Consider the following 12,626-nt stretch of genomic DNA (forward strand, 5'->3'; position numbering starts at 1 on the left):
TCCGTTACTAGGAGCTAGGGATAAAAACTCAGCATTAGCGCAATAAACACACCGGTGATCACCAGTTGCACTAAACAAAAGCCCATAATATCTTTTGCTTTTAGTCCTGCAATTGCAAGTACAGGTAGGGCCCAAAAAGGCTGAATGAGGTTTGTCCATGCATCACCCCAAGCAACGGCCATAGCAACACGGGGTATGTCTGCACCGAGTGTTTGTGCCGCAGGTATGACGATAGGTGCTTGAACAGCCCATTGGCCTCCACCCGATGGCACAAATATATTCACAAAGCCAGCGCTTAAAAAACTCCAAAATGGCAGTGTTTCGGCTGTGGCTATTGCGATGAAGCCTTCGGAAATTTGCTGGGCAAGGCCCGTGTTAACCATGATAGCCATAATGCCTGCGTAAAATGGAAACTGCACTACGATTCCAGCACCGCTTGGGATTGCTTGCTGCAGGCTTGTGAGTAAGTTATGAGGTGTTTGGTGCAGTAAAATAGCACTGAATAAGAAAATGGCGATAACACTATTTAAATTTAAGCCACCGTTACTCAGTACAAAGTAATAAACTAGATAGCCAAGGCCGATGAGTCCCATTCCTATACCCAGTATACGGCTATGCTCAATCACCTCAGCAGGGCGGCTAGGGCTTACCGACTGAGTCGGTGCATCATCTAACTTTGCAGGGTCAATATATATACTGTCTTTGTTGCTTGGCAGCATGTAGCGGTTTACAAGTGGCATGACAATAAATAAGCCAATGACAATTGCGATATTAAACCCTGAAAAAATAGTACTGTCTGTACCTATTACGCCGATACTTTGCTCTGAAAAGTGCCCGTCAGTTGCGATAGTCAGTGGTACTGAGCCTGCTAAGCCACCATGCCAGACAATAAAGCCTGAATAAGCACTGGCAACGAGTAACCTGTAATCAACGCGGACTTGTTTGGCAATCGCTTTTGCAAACAAAGCACCTATTACTAAACCAAAGCCCCAGTTGAGCCAGCTTGCTAATAATGAAACGAACGTAACCAGTATAATTGCCTTGGCAGGTGTGCTAGCTAAGGCCGCAAGCTTGGTTAATAGATGTCGCATTACAGGCGTACTTGCCAGCATATAACCGGTTAGTAGTACTAACAGCATTTGCATGGCAAATTGTAATAAATTCCAAAAGCCGCTTCCCCAAGCCGTTAAAATTTGTACCGGTGTCGATGGTGTGAAAATACCCGCAACGATAAAGCTTAAAAAAGTTAATAAAATTACAAAAATAAATGGATCTGGCAGGTAACGCTCAACCAGTTTTGTGAATGGCTTTGCAACATGATTTAGCATAATTTTTATTGTTGTCAGTAAATTGATTGTGCCAATTAATCATGAAAACAACTAATTGGCAAATTGATACGTCGCGGTGGGGTTTAAACTGTGTACCTTAAAAAGTGCCCATCAGCATTTTTTGCGTTATTTAAAAGACAATTATTTAAAAGACTATTTTTGCTGCTCAAGTACAGCTCTTAAACGAGATTGTACTTCCTCGACAAGCAAAATAGGTTGGAACTTAGACAAGAACGCATTACACCCTACCTTTTCAACCATTGCTTGGTTAAAACTACCACTCAAAGAGGTATTCAAAACAATATGTAAGTTTTTCAGACGGCTGTCTTGGCGAATTTCGTGGGTGAGCCTATAACCATCCATTGCCGGCATTTCAGCATCGGTGATCACCATCAGTAATTCTTTTTCAACATCCTTGCCCTCGTCTGCCCAGCCTTTTAGCATCTCTAATGCTTCAAGACCATTACGTGCAGGAATTATTTCTATTCCTAATTGAGTGAGTGTATCACTTACTTGTTTGCGCGCAGTCGGGGAGTCATCGGCATGTAAAATTTTACGACCTGTGAACTCGTTGACTATATTTTGATCTAAAATGTCATCGCTGATTTGCACTTCGTATTCGATTATTTCAGCTAAGACTTTTTCAACATCGATAATTTCAACTAGGTGCTCTTGATTATCACGCTTAATTTTTGTCAGTGCAGTTAGGTAATGGTTTTTACCAATAGCGGTAGGTGGCGGCATTATGTCAGACCAGGTCATGTTGATAATCTGATCGACTTTGCCAATTAAAAAGCCCTGTACGGTGCGATTATACTCAGTAATTACTAAGTTAGTATCTTCAATGTGTTTCGCCTCTGGCATGTTAATCGCTTTACGCAAATCGATCACGGGAATAGATTCACCACGGATATCGACAACACCAGATACTTTCGGATGTGAATTAGGTATTTTGCTTAAGTGAGGAAGTTTAACAACCTCTTTTACTTTGAATACATTGAGCGCAAATAAGTGGCGGCTGTGTAGATAAAACAGCAAGAGCTCTAAACGATTTTCACCAACTAATTGTGTACGTTGATCGACTGAAGCTAGAACACCAGACATATTGCACCCTTAATACTTAATACAGAGAAAGTATAGTCTACTATTATTTTTCATCGACATGCATTAGGAATTTTCCACCAGTTGCTAAAACCTATGCATTACAGTACCGTATCGGTTAATTTCTTCTAAGATACATTGCAAGGATTATGCATCATATTTTTAACCGCTTAGTGGTACTTATACGCAGTCATATTGATCAGGTTAGCTGGCAGGCTGTGGTAATAACAACACTTTTCCATATGTTGCTTATTTGGTGGTTACTCGTGCTTGCAGGGGAGCAGGATCTCACGCCAATTAGCACCTACTTTTACTATTATGTTGTCACGACTTCTACAGTCGGTTATGGCGACTTTAGTGCCAGTACAGAGCTAGGACGCTGGATCGTTGCACTTCTACAAATTCCTTTTGGTTTGGCATTATTTGGTGTTCTGTTAGGAAAAACAGGGCAAACAGTTACTTACTTGATTAGGCGCGCTATGACGGGTGATAAAAGCTTCTCACATATTAACAATCATATAATTATCTTCGGTTGGCATGATACGCGGACAAAAAAGATGATTGACTATATTTTGGCAGATAACAAGCGTCTTGATCGACGCATATTGTTAGCAGTCACCGAGCAAATGGAACATCCATTTCTAGACAATACACATGTTGATTTTGCTCGCTTAAGTAGTTTTACCGATATTGATGAGTTAAAACGTGTGGCTATAGAGCGGGCAGATAAAATCATCATTGATGGTCAAGACGATGACCAAACATTCACAACGGCATTACGCATTAGTAAATTGGTCAATGAGCAGTGTCATATTAGTGCTCATTTTGATGATGAAACTAAAATTGAGATGCTACTTGAGCATTGTAATAATGTTGAATGCAGTAGTTCTAAGTCTGCAGAAATTCTTGTACGTTCGATGCAAGACCCAGGTTCAAGCCGTGTACAAGAAGAATTATTATCTACGCTACACGGTGACACGCAATTTAGCTTGCCAATACCTAAAGGTGTAAAAGCCATGACGTTTGGTAATTTATTCCATCACTTTAAACAAAGTCATGATGCGATTTTGCTTGGTGTGGCGCATAACTTGAGTGCTCAGAATATGGATTTAAATCCACCTCTTGATTATACCGTCAGTGAGGGGGATATTTTGCACTATATCGCTGTTGAACGTGTACTTAGTAATGAAGTTGATTGGTCTTCATTGGTGAGCGAATGAATGAAGTTGCGTTTTTAATCATTGTATTGAGTGCGTATATTTTGCCTGTAGTGATTGTTTTAAACAGCAAACGGACTCAGGGCCATGAAAAAAATGCATGGTTAATAGGGATTATCTTCTTTTCGTGGTTAGCACTCATCATGTACTTAACCATCGTGCCCAAGCATGGGCACGTTAAAAAAAATAAAAAGGTGAAAAGTAAACACTAAGTTATTTTAACTGTTTTAGTTTGTGTTCAATAACTGGATCGTCAGGAGCCAGTTGTTGCGCTACTTCAAGCAATTTTACTGCATCTTTAGGGTGTTGCTCTTGGTGTTTTAGAGCAACATCTAACAAAGGTTGCACATCAACGTTTTCTTGCTCTTCTTTTACATGCTCCGCTTTTTCATCAATTAAAATGTTATGGGCTGTACTCAATAGTGCCAAGCGGTGTGCAGAACTTGCATTCGCTTTGTTTAGACGGCGGTAGTAGTCTTCTTTAAAGCGCAATGTACGTGTTTGCTGGCGGAACTGCGCAATATCGACTTGCTGGTGGCGCATAAAGTCAACGGCGACATTTTTATAAAATCCAAACTTACTTAGGTAAGTGGCATGCACACTGTGTCCCATCCCGAATACCCTTAAATGATTAAGCTGTGGGTAGCGCTTAGCGTGGGCACGGTCGATGCGATTCGTTGGGTCGTAAATAATGTAGCCTTTAGCGTGGCCTAAATCTAAGTCATGGTAATCGCCGTTCCAATCAAATTTTTGTGCGATATCTGTGCTGGAGCGATCATCCCATGGCGCTTTATCTTTGTTTTTGGTGCTGACAGGGTGAAATAATAAAACTTTATCAAGCTTTAATAAGTTGGCAAAGGCGCCTACAGCAAACCCACCTCGGCTCAAACCATAACCTAACCGTTCTTTAAACCCACTAATGAGAGGCGCTAACTGTTCAATGAAAAACAACAGGTTACGGTGCCTAAACCAGTTGCTAATGCCTAAATGTTGAAAGGCGATAATATTTACATCTTGCTTTTTCGCGAGCTTATAAGCCCAAGGCGAAAAATCATCAGTAATATCATGTTCTTGATAATTTGTTCCAGCAGGAGAGAAGGTAATTAACAGGGGCTTGTTGGCATCAATGATATGATATTTTACATAAACATCGCCGAGCAAATCACCGCCAGCCATAGGCACAAGGCTTTGTTGCTCATCGCGGGGGAGGCTGGTCCATTCCTCTAACCAATATAATAATTTCATGCATGCCCCTTAGTACCTCTAAAATAAAGGGGCGAAATTATAGCAAAAATAGCAGCTCATTAAAAATGGCCACTACTTTATATGCTTAGCGCTCGCTCATTGCTATGATCTGTTGCCAGTCATGTTCGGTGACAGGCATGACTGACAATCGGCCGCCTTTTTTAAGGGCGATTTCGGTAATTGAGTCATTGGCTTTAATCGCTTGCAGGCTAACTAGCTTTTTAAGGTGTGCTTGATATTTCACATCGACCACAAACCAGCGCGGGTTATCAGCGGTTGCTTTGGCATCGTAGTAATCGCTATTTAAATCAAACTGTGTTGGGTCAGCATAGGCTTCGCGAGTCACCGTAGCGATACCTGCAACACCCACCTGTTTGCAACTTGAATGATAAATCATCACCAAGTCACCTTGCTTGATATCATCGCGAAGAAAGTTGCGGGCTTGATAATTGCGCACCCCATCCCACATAGAGGTTTGCTCAGGTGCGTTTTTTAGATCATCAATTGAAAATGCATCGGGTTCGGTTTTAAAAAGCCAATAAGCCATAATAAGGTGCTCTTACAAAGATTTACTTCCAATTAGTCTATAGTATCATTAAACGCTTGTCGGGATTGAGGATAAATAAATGAGCCAAGTATTAGATGATTTGCTGTCATTAATGGCGCTAGAAGAAATTGAACAAGGCTTGTATCGTGGCCAAAGCCAAGATTTAGGGTTTAGAGCCGTTTTTGGCGGTCAAGTAATGGGCCAAGCTTTATCGGCAGCCAAAGAAACGTTACCCGAGGGGCGTATTGTTCACTCTTTGCATTCTTACTTTTTACGCCCAGGCGATGCTGCTAAACCGATTGTTTATGATGTAGAGAATATTCGCGATGGTAAAAGTTTTAGTACTCGTCGAGTTAAAGCCATTCAATACGGTAAACCTATTTTTTATATGACGGCGTCCTTCCAAGGTGATGAAGAAGGGCTATCTCATCAAGCGCAAATGCCAAGTGTGCCACAGCCTGAAGAGCTAAAGTCGTCTCTTGAATTTTATCAAGCGAATGCCGAGCTTATTCCTGAACCTATACGCAATAAGTTCATTCGCGAAGTGCCGATTGAAATGCGCCCTGTGACTTTTCATAATCCATTTAAGCCACAAGTTATGGAGCCAGTGAAACATATTTGGTTTAAAGCCAATGGCGAAATGCCTGACGACCAGCGCATTCATAATTATTTACTTGCGTATGCATCGGATTTTGAATTTTTACCAACAGCCTTACAGCCCCACGGTGTATCGTTTATGCAGCCGAATATGCAGGTTGCGACGATTGACCATGCAATGTGGTTCCACCGCCCGTTTAGACTTGATGATTGGATTTTATATTCGATTGATAGCCCAAGTGCGAGCTCTGGGCGTGGTTTGGTGCGAGGCCAATTCTTTGACCGCCAAGGCAACTTGGTTGCCTCAACGATCCAAGAAGGGGTCATGCGTCAGCGTTAACCTTTTGAGTGCTTAGCTTGGCTTTGCACTATGTCGTCAATTGACTGCCAGACGCGTGCTGGCAGCAATGCCTTAAGGTATATATACACTTCACAGAGCTCACTGCTACCCGTTAAGCCTTGTTCTGTTTCAGTGATCAGCTTCTGCTCACGTAAACTTGTAATAAAACCAATGAGTACTTTCTTATCAAAGAATTCAGGGGTTTTAATGCCATGTAACGTCCCTAAACGCTCTGCCAATACTTGGCTTTCATGCTCAAGTTCAGCACGTTCAATGCCATGACTGGTTTGAATAAAACCAATAACGATTGCATAACGTTGTAAGGTTAAACTCAGTGCACGGCCTAGTATTTCTAGTTTTGCCAAGCAATCACTGCTGTTGGTGATTTTTATATTATCACCGTCAATTTCAATTAGGTCTTGATCAACAAAGCTGGCAAGAACACGAGTAATGTAGTTTTCATCTAACTCATGTAAGAACCACTCTTTGGCAAATAGTGGGTAAAAGCGTGCAATCAAGGCGTGGCAATCTGCCATCGTCGTTTTATGCGCTTTAAATAAATGCAGTGCAAGCAAGCTTGGCACAGCAAATAAGTGCAATACGTTATTACGGTAATAGTTGAATAACGTTTTCTCTTTGTCGTTGATAGCAATGATTTCACCAAACTCATCGCTGATAACATCAAATTTATTAAGCTTAAGCGCATGCTCTAATAGCTGCTCAGCCGTTTCGTCAGGTGTTGTTACTTTGTCGCTATAACTCGCGCTGCGTTGTAAATGTAGATAAAACTCAAGCTGAGCAATCAATTTAGGCTTACTTAACGCATGTTTATCATTAACCAATAAAATCATGGCCAGTAGATTCACCGCATTGAGTGCCGCGGCGCTATTAATATTAACCATGACTTTATCAGCAAGGTTGGCGACCTGTGGCCCAAGCCACTGTGGTTTTTGTACATCGGTTGGGTGAATAGATTCACGCCAATCAGGTTGCTGCTCATTCAGATATTGGTTTATCGAAATAGGATCGCCAAAGTTTAAGTAACCACGTCCATAGTTTTTCAGGTTTTTAATCGCTTTAAAGATACCTAATATCGACTCACCTTTTTTATCGTTACCGGCAAGTTCTTTTAAGTAGGTATTAATTTCCATTACGTGCTCATAACCTATGTATACAGGTACAATCGAAATAGGGCGATCAATACCGCGTAGCATGGCTTGCAACGTCATAGCGAGCATACCTGTTTTTGGCGGTAACAAACGACCAGTACGGCTACGGCCACCTTCAGTATAAAACTTTACTGAATAACCTTTGATAAACAGCTGACTCAGGTATTCTTTGAATACTGATGAATACAGTTTATTGCCCGCGAATGAGCGGCGAATAAAGAACGCACCGCTACGGCGGAATACACCACCTGCTGGGAAGAAGTTTAAGTTAATACCTGCAGCGATATGCGGCGGTACCAAACCTAAATGGTAAATAGAGTAGGTCAGTAATAAGTAGTCCATATGAGAGCGGTGACACGGCATATAAATAATCTCGTGGCCTTTATCAGTCAGCTCATTGACTTGTTCAGAAAACTTAATATCAATACCGTTGTAAAGCTTATTCCATAACCAAGTTAAAACGCGATCAGCAACTCGAATGGTTGCATCACTGTAATTTGCTGCTATTTCATCAAGAAGTTTCAGCGCATTTTGGCGTGCTTGCTGTTGGCTGATATTCTTTTCTTTTGCTTCAATTTGAATGGCTTTTTTAATTGTTGGTGAAGCAAGTAGCGAATTGAATAGCTGCTCTCGCGATGGCATTTTAGGGCCTGTCGCGGCCAGTTTTTGACGTTTGAAGTGAACGCGTGCAACACGCAGTAGTTTGTGTGGTAGCTCATCTACGTCTGCTTTTTCGTTCACTAGCAGTGATAAGTCCAAGGGCTGACTAAAACGAATAAAATTATCGCGCCCAGAGAATAGCAACACAAAGAACTTGCGGAACCAACTTGGTGTGAGTGAGTGAGATACTAACGTCCCTAAGCCCGGTTTTTCTTTACCAGGGTTACGACCCCATAAAATAGTAACAGGGATCACTTGTACGTTTTTCTCACCTGATTGCATCAGGTGGTCAATAATTTGTTTGCCTTGCTGCAGGGCATTGCTTGGTTTGCTTTTGTTACCAAATAGCGGTGGTGGGTTTTGAATACCGATAAAGCGATCAAGTTCCGCATTACCTAATAACTGCTCTTCGGTCGGGTTAGGTAAGCCGTATTTTTTACACACGCGTGCGAGTGCTGCCAAATCTGAGCGTGCATTAAGCTTAACTATATAGAAAGTCGGGTTAGCTGGGTTTAGGTTATATTGTTCAATCGGGTTGTCGGGCAGCACCTTGCTTCTTACAAACAAGCGGTTCATACCTGCTGACATAAAATTCAAACAACGATTAATGATACGCATCAACTCACCAAAGTAAATAAAGTAGTAATAGAGGCAAAAATAAGCGCAATAGAATAGCAATTATTAACTGGACTGACCATTTAAAAGCGATGCTTGCGCGCCTCAGACTGCACAAGTATAAAGTAAAGACGGCAATGTTATTGATAAAGTTCGAAAATTAAGCAAATTTTAATTGGGCCTGTGGATTTTTTCAAAATTGTTGTTGCATTTATCACCAATATCACTATAATACGCAGGCTTTCAAAATTCCCTCGGGAACTTGGAAGGAAAGATTAAGCTTGGATTTCAAGCTAATAAAACAGGAACTCCGATTTGGAGTTCAACGTAGATATAAGAAAGCAGCCGACATCTTAGTTAGTAAGATTGTTTCGGTCGTTTTTTTATGCTCTTTTTAAATGCTCTTTATATTGAGGTTTAAGAATGTCAAATCAACGCATTCGTATTCGCCTAAAAGCTTTTGACCACCGTTTGATTGACCAATCAACGGCGGAAATCGTGGAAACTGCGAAACGCACTGGCGCACAAGTACGTGGTCCAATCCCACTACCTACACGCTTTGAACGTTTTACTGTACTAACTTCACCGCACGTTAACAAAGACGCGCGTGATCAGTACGAAATCCGCACCCATAAACGTCTGATCGACATCGTAGAACCAACTGACAAGACTGTTGACGCTCTTATGCGTTTAGATCTTGCTGCTGGTGTTGATGTTCAAATCAGCCTGGGTTAATCGGAAGATTAGAGAGGTTTTAGGAAAATGGCATTAGGTCTAGTCGGTCGTAAAGTGGGTATGACACGTATCTTCACTGAAGATGGTGTATCTATCCCTGTGACAGTTATCGAAGCGACTCCTAACCGTATTGCTCAGATCAAATCTGAAGCAACTGACGGTTATAACGCGCTTCAAGTAACCGCAGGCACTAAAAAAGCAAGCCGTGTAAACAAAGCAGCAGCGGGTCACTTCGCTAAAGCTGGTGTTGAAGCGGGTCGCGGTCTGTGGGAATTCCGCCTAAATGGTGGTGAAGGCGATTTTGAAGTAGGCGCTGAGCTTACTGTTGAATTATTCAACGAAATCAACAAAGTTGACGTAACCGGTACTTCTAAAGGTAAAGGTTTCCAAGGTGGTGTTAAGCGCTGGAACTTCAGCATGCAAGACGCGACTCACGGTAACTCTCTATCTCACCGTGCTCCTGGTTCAATCGGTCAAAACCAATCACCTGGTAAGGTGTTTAAAGGTAAGAAAATGGCCGGTCACATGGGTGCTGAGCGTGTAACGACTCAAAACTTAGAACTAGTTCGCGTTGACGCTGAGCGTAACTTGCTTTTAGTTAAAGGTGCAGTACCTGGCGCTATCGGCGGTGACGTTATCGTTAAACCAGCTGTTAAAGCATAAGTCCTGGAGATTTAGTGATGGAATTAGCAATTAAAGACGCTTCTGGCGCTCTTGAAGTTTCTGAAGCTACTTTTGGACGTGAGTTTAACGAAGCATTAGTACACCAAGTAGTTGTTGCTTACGCAGCAGGTGCTCGTCAAGGTACTCGTGCTCAGAAGACACGTTCTGAAGTTAGCGGTGGTGGTAAAAAACCATGGTCTCAAAAAGGTACTGGCCGTGCACGTGCTGGTACAATTCGTAGCCCAATTTGGCGTTCAGGTGGCGTTAGCTTCGCAGCTAAACCACAAGATCACAGCCAAAAAGTAAACCGTAAAATGTACCGCGGTGCGATCAAAAGCATCTTATCTGAATTAGTTCGTCAAGAGCGTTTAATCGTTGTTGAACAGTTTGGTCTTGAAGCACCAAAAACTAAAGAACTAGTTGCTAAGCTTAAAGAACTTGAGCTTAAAGATGTTCTAATCGTGACTGAAGAAGTAGATGAGAATCTTTTCTTATCGGCACGTAACCTATACAAGGTTGACACGCGTGATGTAGCTGGTATCGATCCTGTAAGCCTAATCGCTTTCGATAAGGTACTTATTACAGCTGCTGCTGTTAAGCAACTTGAGGAGGCGCTAGCATGATCCGTGAAGAACGTCTTTTAAAAGTGATCCTTGCTCCACACATCTCTGAAAAAAGCACTATCGCTGCTGAAGAGAACAACACGATTGTTTTCAAAGTAGCTTCTGATGCAACTAAGGCTGAAATCAAAGCTGCAGCAGAAAAGCTTTTTGAAGTAGAAGTAACTGGTGTTCGCACACTAAACGTTAAGGGTAAAACAAAACGTACTGGCATGCGTTTCGGTCGTCGTTCAGACTGGAAGAAAGCTTACGTTACTCTTAAAGAAGGTAGCGAGCTAGACTTTGTCGGCGGCGCCGAGTAATAAGGGGAGTTAGAATTATGGCACTTCAAAAGTGTAAACCAACTTCTGCGGGTCGTCGTCACCTGGTTAAAGTGGTTAACCCAGATCTACATAAGGGTAAACCTTACGCACCACTACTAGAGAAAAACTCTAAGTCTGGTGGTCGTAATAACAAAGGTCGTATCACGGTTCGTCACATCGGTGGTGGTCACAAGCATCATTACCGTGTAATCGACTTTAAACGCACTAAAGATGGCATTCCAGCTGTTGTTGAGCGTCTAGAGTATGATCCAAACCGTAGCGCAAACATCGCTCTTGTATTATATGCAGACGGTGAGCGTCGTTACATTATTGCACCTAAAGGCTTAAAAGCTGGTGATTCAATCCAGTCTGGTGTTGATGCACCAATCAAAGCTGGTAACACATTACCAATGCGTAACATGCCTGTAGGTTCGACTGTTCACAACGTAGAATTAAAACCAGGTAAAGGCGCGCAAATCGCACGTTCTGCTGGTGCATACGTTCAAATCCTTGCACGTGAAGGTCAATACGTGACTCTACGTCTTCGTTCTGGCGAAGTTCGTAAAGTTCCAGCTGACTGTCGCGCAACACTTGGTGAAGTAGGCAATGCTGAGCATATGCTTCGTTCACTAGGTAAAGCTGGTGCAAATCGCTGGCGTGGTATCCGTCCGACAGTTCGTGGTGTTGCCATGAACCCGGTAGATCACCCGCACGGTGGTGGTGAAGGTCGTACATCTGGTGGTCGTCATCCTGTGTCTCCATGGGGTAAACCGACTAAAGGTGCTAAGACACGTAAGAACAAGCGTACTGATAAGTTTATCGTACGTCGTCGTACTAAATAATAGTTGAGGAATAGCCATGCCACGTTCTCTCAAGAAAGGTCCTTTTATTGACCTACACTTGCTGAAGAAGGTAGAGAAAGCGTTGGAAAGCGGTGACAAGAAGCCAATTAAAACTTGGAGCCGTCGTTCAATGATCATACCTAACATGATCGGATTGACCATCGCTGTCCATAATGGTCGTCAGCACGTTCCTGTGTTTATCACAGACGAAATGATCGGTCACAAACTGGGCGAATTTGCACCAACTCGTACTTACCGCGGTCACGCTGCGGATAAGAAAGCGAAGAAACGTTAAGAGGGGAATGATAAATGCAAGCATTAGCTAAACATAAATTCGCCTCTGGTTCGGCGCAAAAAGCTCGTCTAGTTGCAGATCAGATCCGCGGACTTCCGGTTGATCGCGCTCTAGAAATCCTGGCGTACAGCCCTAAAAAAGCGGCTGTATTAGTTAAGAAAGTACTTGAGTCTGCTATTGCTAACGCAGAGCATAACGAAGGTGCTGACATTGATGAGCTACGTGTAGCTACGATCTTTGTGGACGATGGTCCTACAATGAAGCGTATTATGCCACGTGCTAAAGGACGCGCAGATCGCATCCTTAAGCGTACAAGCCACATCACTGTTGTGGTTTCAGATAGCTAGGAG

The 12,626-nt window shown here is 42.5% G+C and carries 15 protein-coding genes; 10 read left to right on the forward strand and 5 right to left on the reverse strand.

All coding sequences use genetic code 11. The annotated features are described in order from the left end of the window. Nucleotides 1–14: 14 nt before the first annotated feature. Nucleotides 15–1,328: a short-chain fatty acid transporter gene (locus LY624_RS00800; protein ID WP_341803652.1), complete on the reverse strand. Its 1,314-nt coding sequence runs from the start codon at nt 1,326–1,328 to the stop codon at nt 15–17. A gap of 153 nt (nt 1,329–1,481) precedes the next feature. Beyond that, on the reverse strand, nt 1,482–2,432 hold the full coding sequence (locus LY624_RS00805) for a chemotaxis protein CheV (protein WP_237114693.1): 951 nt from the start codon (nt 2,430–2,432) through the stop codon (nt 1,482–1,484). A 146-nt stretch (nt 2,433–2,578) separates the two neighbouring features. Here LY624_RS00805 and LY624_RS00810 point away from each other — a divergent pair, with 146 nt between their 5' ends. Both LY624_RS00810 and LY624_RS00815 read left to right on the forward strand, forming a co-directional pair. Beyond that, on the forward strand, nt 2,579–3,649 hold the full coding sequence (locus tag LY624_RS00810) for a potassium channel family protein (protein WP_130151464.1): 1,071 nt from the start codon (nt 2,579–2,581) through the stop codon (nt 3,647–3,649). Then, nucleotides 3,646–3,858 (forward strand): PLDc N-terminal domain-containing protein, encoded by a 213-nt coding sequence (locus LY624_RS00815; protein ID WP_130151465.1) that lies wholly within the window; start codon nt 3,646–3,648, stop codon nt 3,856–3,858. Before LY624_RS00810 ends, LY624_RS00815 begins: the two co-directional genes overlap by 4 nt. 1 nt (nt 3,859) lies before the next feature. On the opposite strand, the gene LY624_RS00820 is transcribed toward LY624_RS00815, so the two are convergent. Further along, nucleotides 3,860–4,891, reverse strand: a complete 1,032-nt coding sequence (locus LY624_RS00820) for a cytosolic protein (protein WP_130151466.1) — start codon at nt 4,889–4,891, stop codon at nt 3,860–3,862. An 85-nt stretch (nt 4,892–4,976) separates the two neighbouring features. Continuing rightward, a complete protein-coding gene (locus tag LY624_RS00825; protein ID WP_341803653.1) occupies nt 4,977–5,438 on the reverse strand; it encodes an EVE domain-containing protein in 462 nt (153 codons plus the stop codon). Between the two features lie 79 nt (nt 5,439–5,517). Here LY624_RS00825 and tesB point away from each other — a divergent pair, with 79 nt between their 5' ends. Next, entirely contained in the window at nt 5,518–6,375 is an 858-nt protein-coding gene (gene tesB, locus LY624_RS00830) for an acyl-CoA thioesterase II (protein ID WP_130151468.1), read from the forward strand. Here tesB and plsB read toward each other — a convergent pair. Then, nucleotides 6,372–8,822, reverse strand: a complete 2,451-nt coding sequence (plsB, locus tag LY624_RS00835) for a glycerol-3-phosphate 1-O-acyltransferase PlsB (RefSeq protein WP_130151469.1) — start codon at nt 8,820–8,822, stop codon at nt 6,372–6,374. The two genes, tesB and plsB, sit on opposite strands and share 4 nt — an antisense overlap. A 420-nt stretch (nt 8,823–9,242) precedes the next feature. Here plsB and rpsJ point away from each other — a divergent pair, with 420 nt between their 5' ends. Genes rpsJ through rplV form a run of 7 tightly spaced genes read left to right on the forward strand, consistent with a single transcriptional unit; the run spans nt 9,243 to nt 12,623 of the window. Further along, a complete protein-coding gene (gene rpsJ, locus LY624_RS00840) occupies nt 9,243–9,554 on the forward strand; it encodes a 30S ribosomal protein S10 (protein WP_002957900.1) in 312 nt (103 codons plus the stop codon). Between the two features lie 27 nt (nt 9,555–9,581). Continuing rightward, nucleotides 9,582–10,217 (forward strand): 50S ribosomal protein L3, encoded by a 636-nt coding sequence (rplC, locus tag LY624_RS00845; protein ID WP_036974218.1) that lies wholly within the window; start codon nt 9,582–9,584, stop codon nt 10,215–10,217. A gap of 17 nt (nt 10,218–10,234) precedes the next feature. Beyond that, complete coding sequence (rplD, locus tag LY624_RS00850) at nt 10,235–10,840, forward strand: 50S ribosomal protein L4 (RefSeq protein WP_062568199.1); 606 nt, start codon at nt 10,235–10,237, stop codon at nt 10,838–10,840. Continuing rightward, nucleotides 10,837–11,139, forward strand: coding sequence for a 50S ribosomal protein L23 (rplW, locus tag LY624_RS00855; protein WP_054552368.1), 303 nt, complete (start codon nt 10,837–10,839; stop codon nt 11,137–11,139). The genes rplD and rplW overlap by 4 nt, the downstream gene beginning before the upstream one ends. A 17-nt stretch (nt 11,140–11,156) precedes the next feature. Then, nucleotides 11,157–11,981: a 50S ribosomal protein L2 gene (gene rplB, locus LY624_RS00860; protein WP_036974212.1), complete on the forward strand. Its 825-nt coding sequence runs from the start codon at nt 11,157–11,159 to the stop codon at nt 11,979–11,981. 16 nt (nt 11,982–11,997) lie between these two features. After that, a complete protein-coding gene (gene rpsS, locus LY624_RS00865) occupies nt 11,998–12,276 on the forward strand; it encodes a 30S ribosomal protein S19 (RefSeq protein WP_010376377.1) in 279 nt (92 codons plus the stop codon). A 14-nt stretch (nt 12,277–12,290) separates the two neighbouring features. Further along, entirely contained in the window at nt 12,291–12,623 is a 333-nt protein-coding gene (gene rplV, locus LY624_RS00870; RefSeq protein ID WP_055016519.1) for a 50S ribosomal protein L22, read from the forward strand. Nucleotides 12,624–12,626: the final 3 nt, after the last annotated feature.

Source organism: Pseudoalteromonas sp. N1230-9, assembly GCF_032716425.1.
Taxonomy (GTDB): domain Bacteria; phylum Pseudomonadota; class Gammaproteobacteria; order Enterobacterales; family Alteromonadaceae; genus Pseudoalteromonas.

Coding starts and splice junctions, on each gene's coding strand:
- LY624_RS00815 (WP_130151465.1), top strand. CDS start 3,646: ATGAATGAAGTTGCGTTTTTAATCATTGTATTGAGTGCGTATATTTTG.
- rplC (WP_036974218.1), top strand. CDS start 9,582: ATGGCATTAGGTCTAGTCGGTCGTAAAGTGGGTATGACACGTATCTTC.
- rplB (WP_036974212.1), top strand. CDS start 11,157: ATGGCACTTCAAAAGTGTAAACCAACTTCTGCGGGTCGTCGTCACCTG.
- rplV (WP_055016519.1), top strand. CDS start 12,291: ATGCAAGCATTAGCTAAACATAAATTCGCCTCTGGTTCGGCGCAAAAA.
- LY624_RS00805 (WP_237114693.1), bottom strand. CDS start 2,432: ATGTCTGGTGTTCTAGCTTCAGTCGATCAACGTACACAATTAGTTGGT.
- rpsS (WP_010376377.1), top strand. CDS start 11,998: ATGCCACGTTCTCTCAAGAAAGGTCCTTTTATTGACCTACACTTGCTG.
- LY624_RS00810 (WP_130151464.1), top strand. CDS start 2,579: ATGCATCATATTTTTAACCGCTTAGTGGTACTTATACGCAGTCATATT.
- plsB (WP_130151469.1), bottom strand. CDS start 8,822: ATGCGTATCATTAATCGTTGTTTGAATTTTATGTCAGCAGGTATGAAC.
- LY624_RS00825 (WP_341803653.1), bottom strand. CDS start 5,438: ATGGCTTATTGGCTTTTTAAAACCGAACCCGATGCATTTTCAATTGAT.
- LY624_RS00820 (WP_130151466.1), bottom strand. CDS start 4,891: ATGAAATTATTATATTGGTTAGAGGAATGGACCAGCCTCCCCCGCGAT.
- LY624_RS00800 (WP_341803652.1), bottom strand. CDS start 1,328: ATGCTAAATCATGTTGCAAAGCCATTCACAAAACTGGTTGAGCGTTAC.
- tesB (WP_130151468.1), top strand. CDS start 5,518: ATGAGCCAAGTATTAGATGATTTGCTGTCATTAATGGCGCTAGAAGAA.
- rplW (WP_054552368.1), top strand. CDS start 10,837: ATGATCCGTGAAGAACGTCTTTTAAAAGTGATCCTTGCTCCACACATC.
- rplD (WP_062568199.1), top strand. CDS start 10,235: ATGGAATTAGCAATTAAAGACGCTTCTGGCGCTCTTGAAGTTTCTGAA.
- rpsJ (WP_002957900.1), top strand. CDS start 9,243: ATGTCAAATCAACGCATTCGTATTCGCCTAAAAGCTTTTGACCACCGT.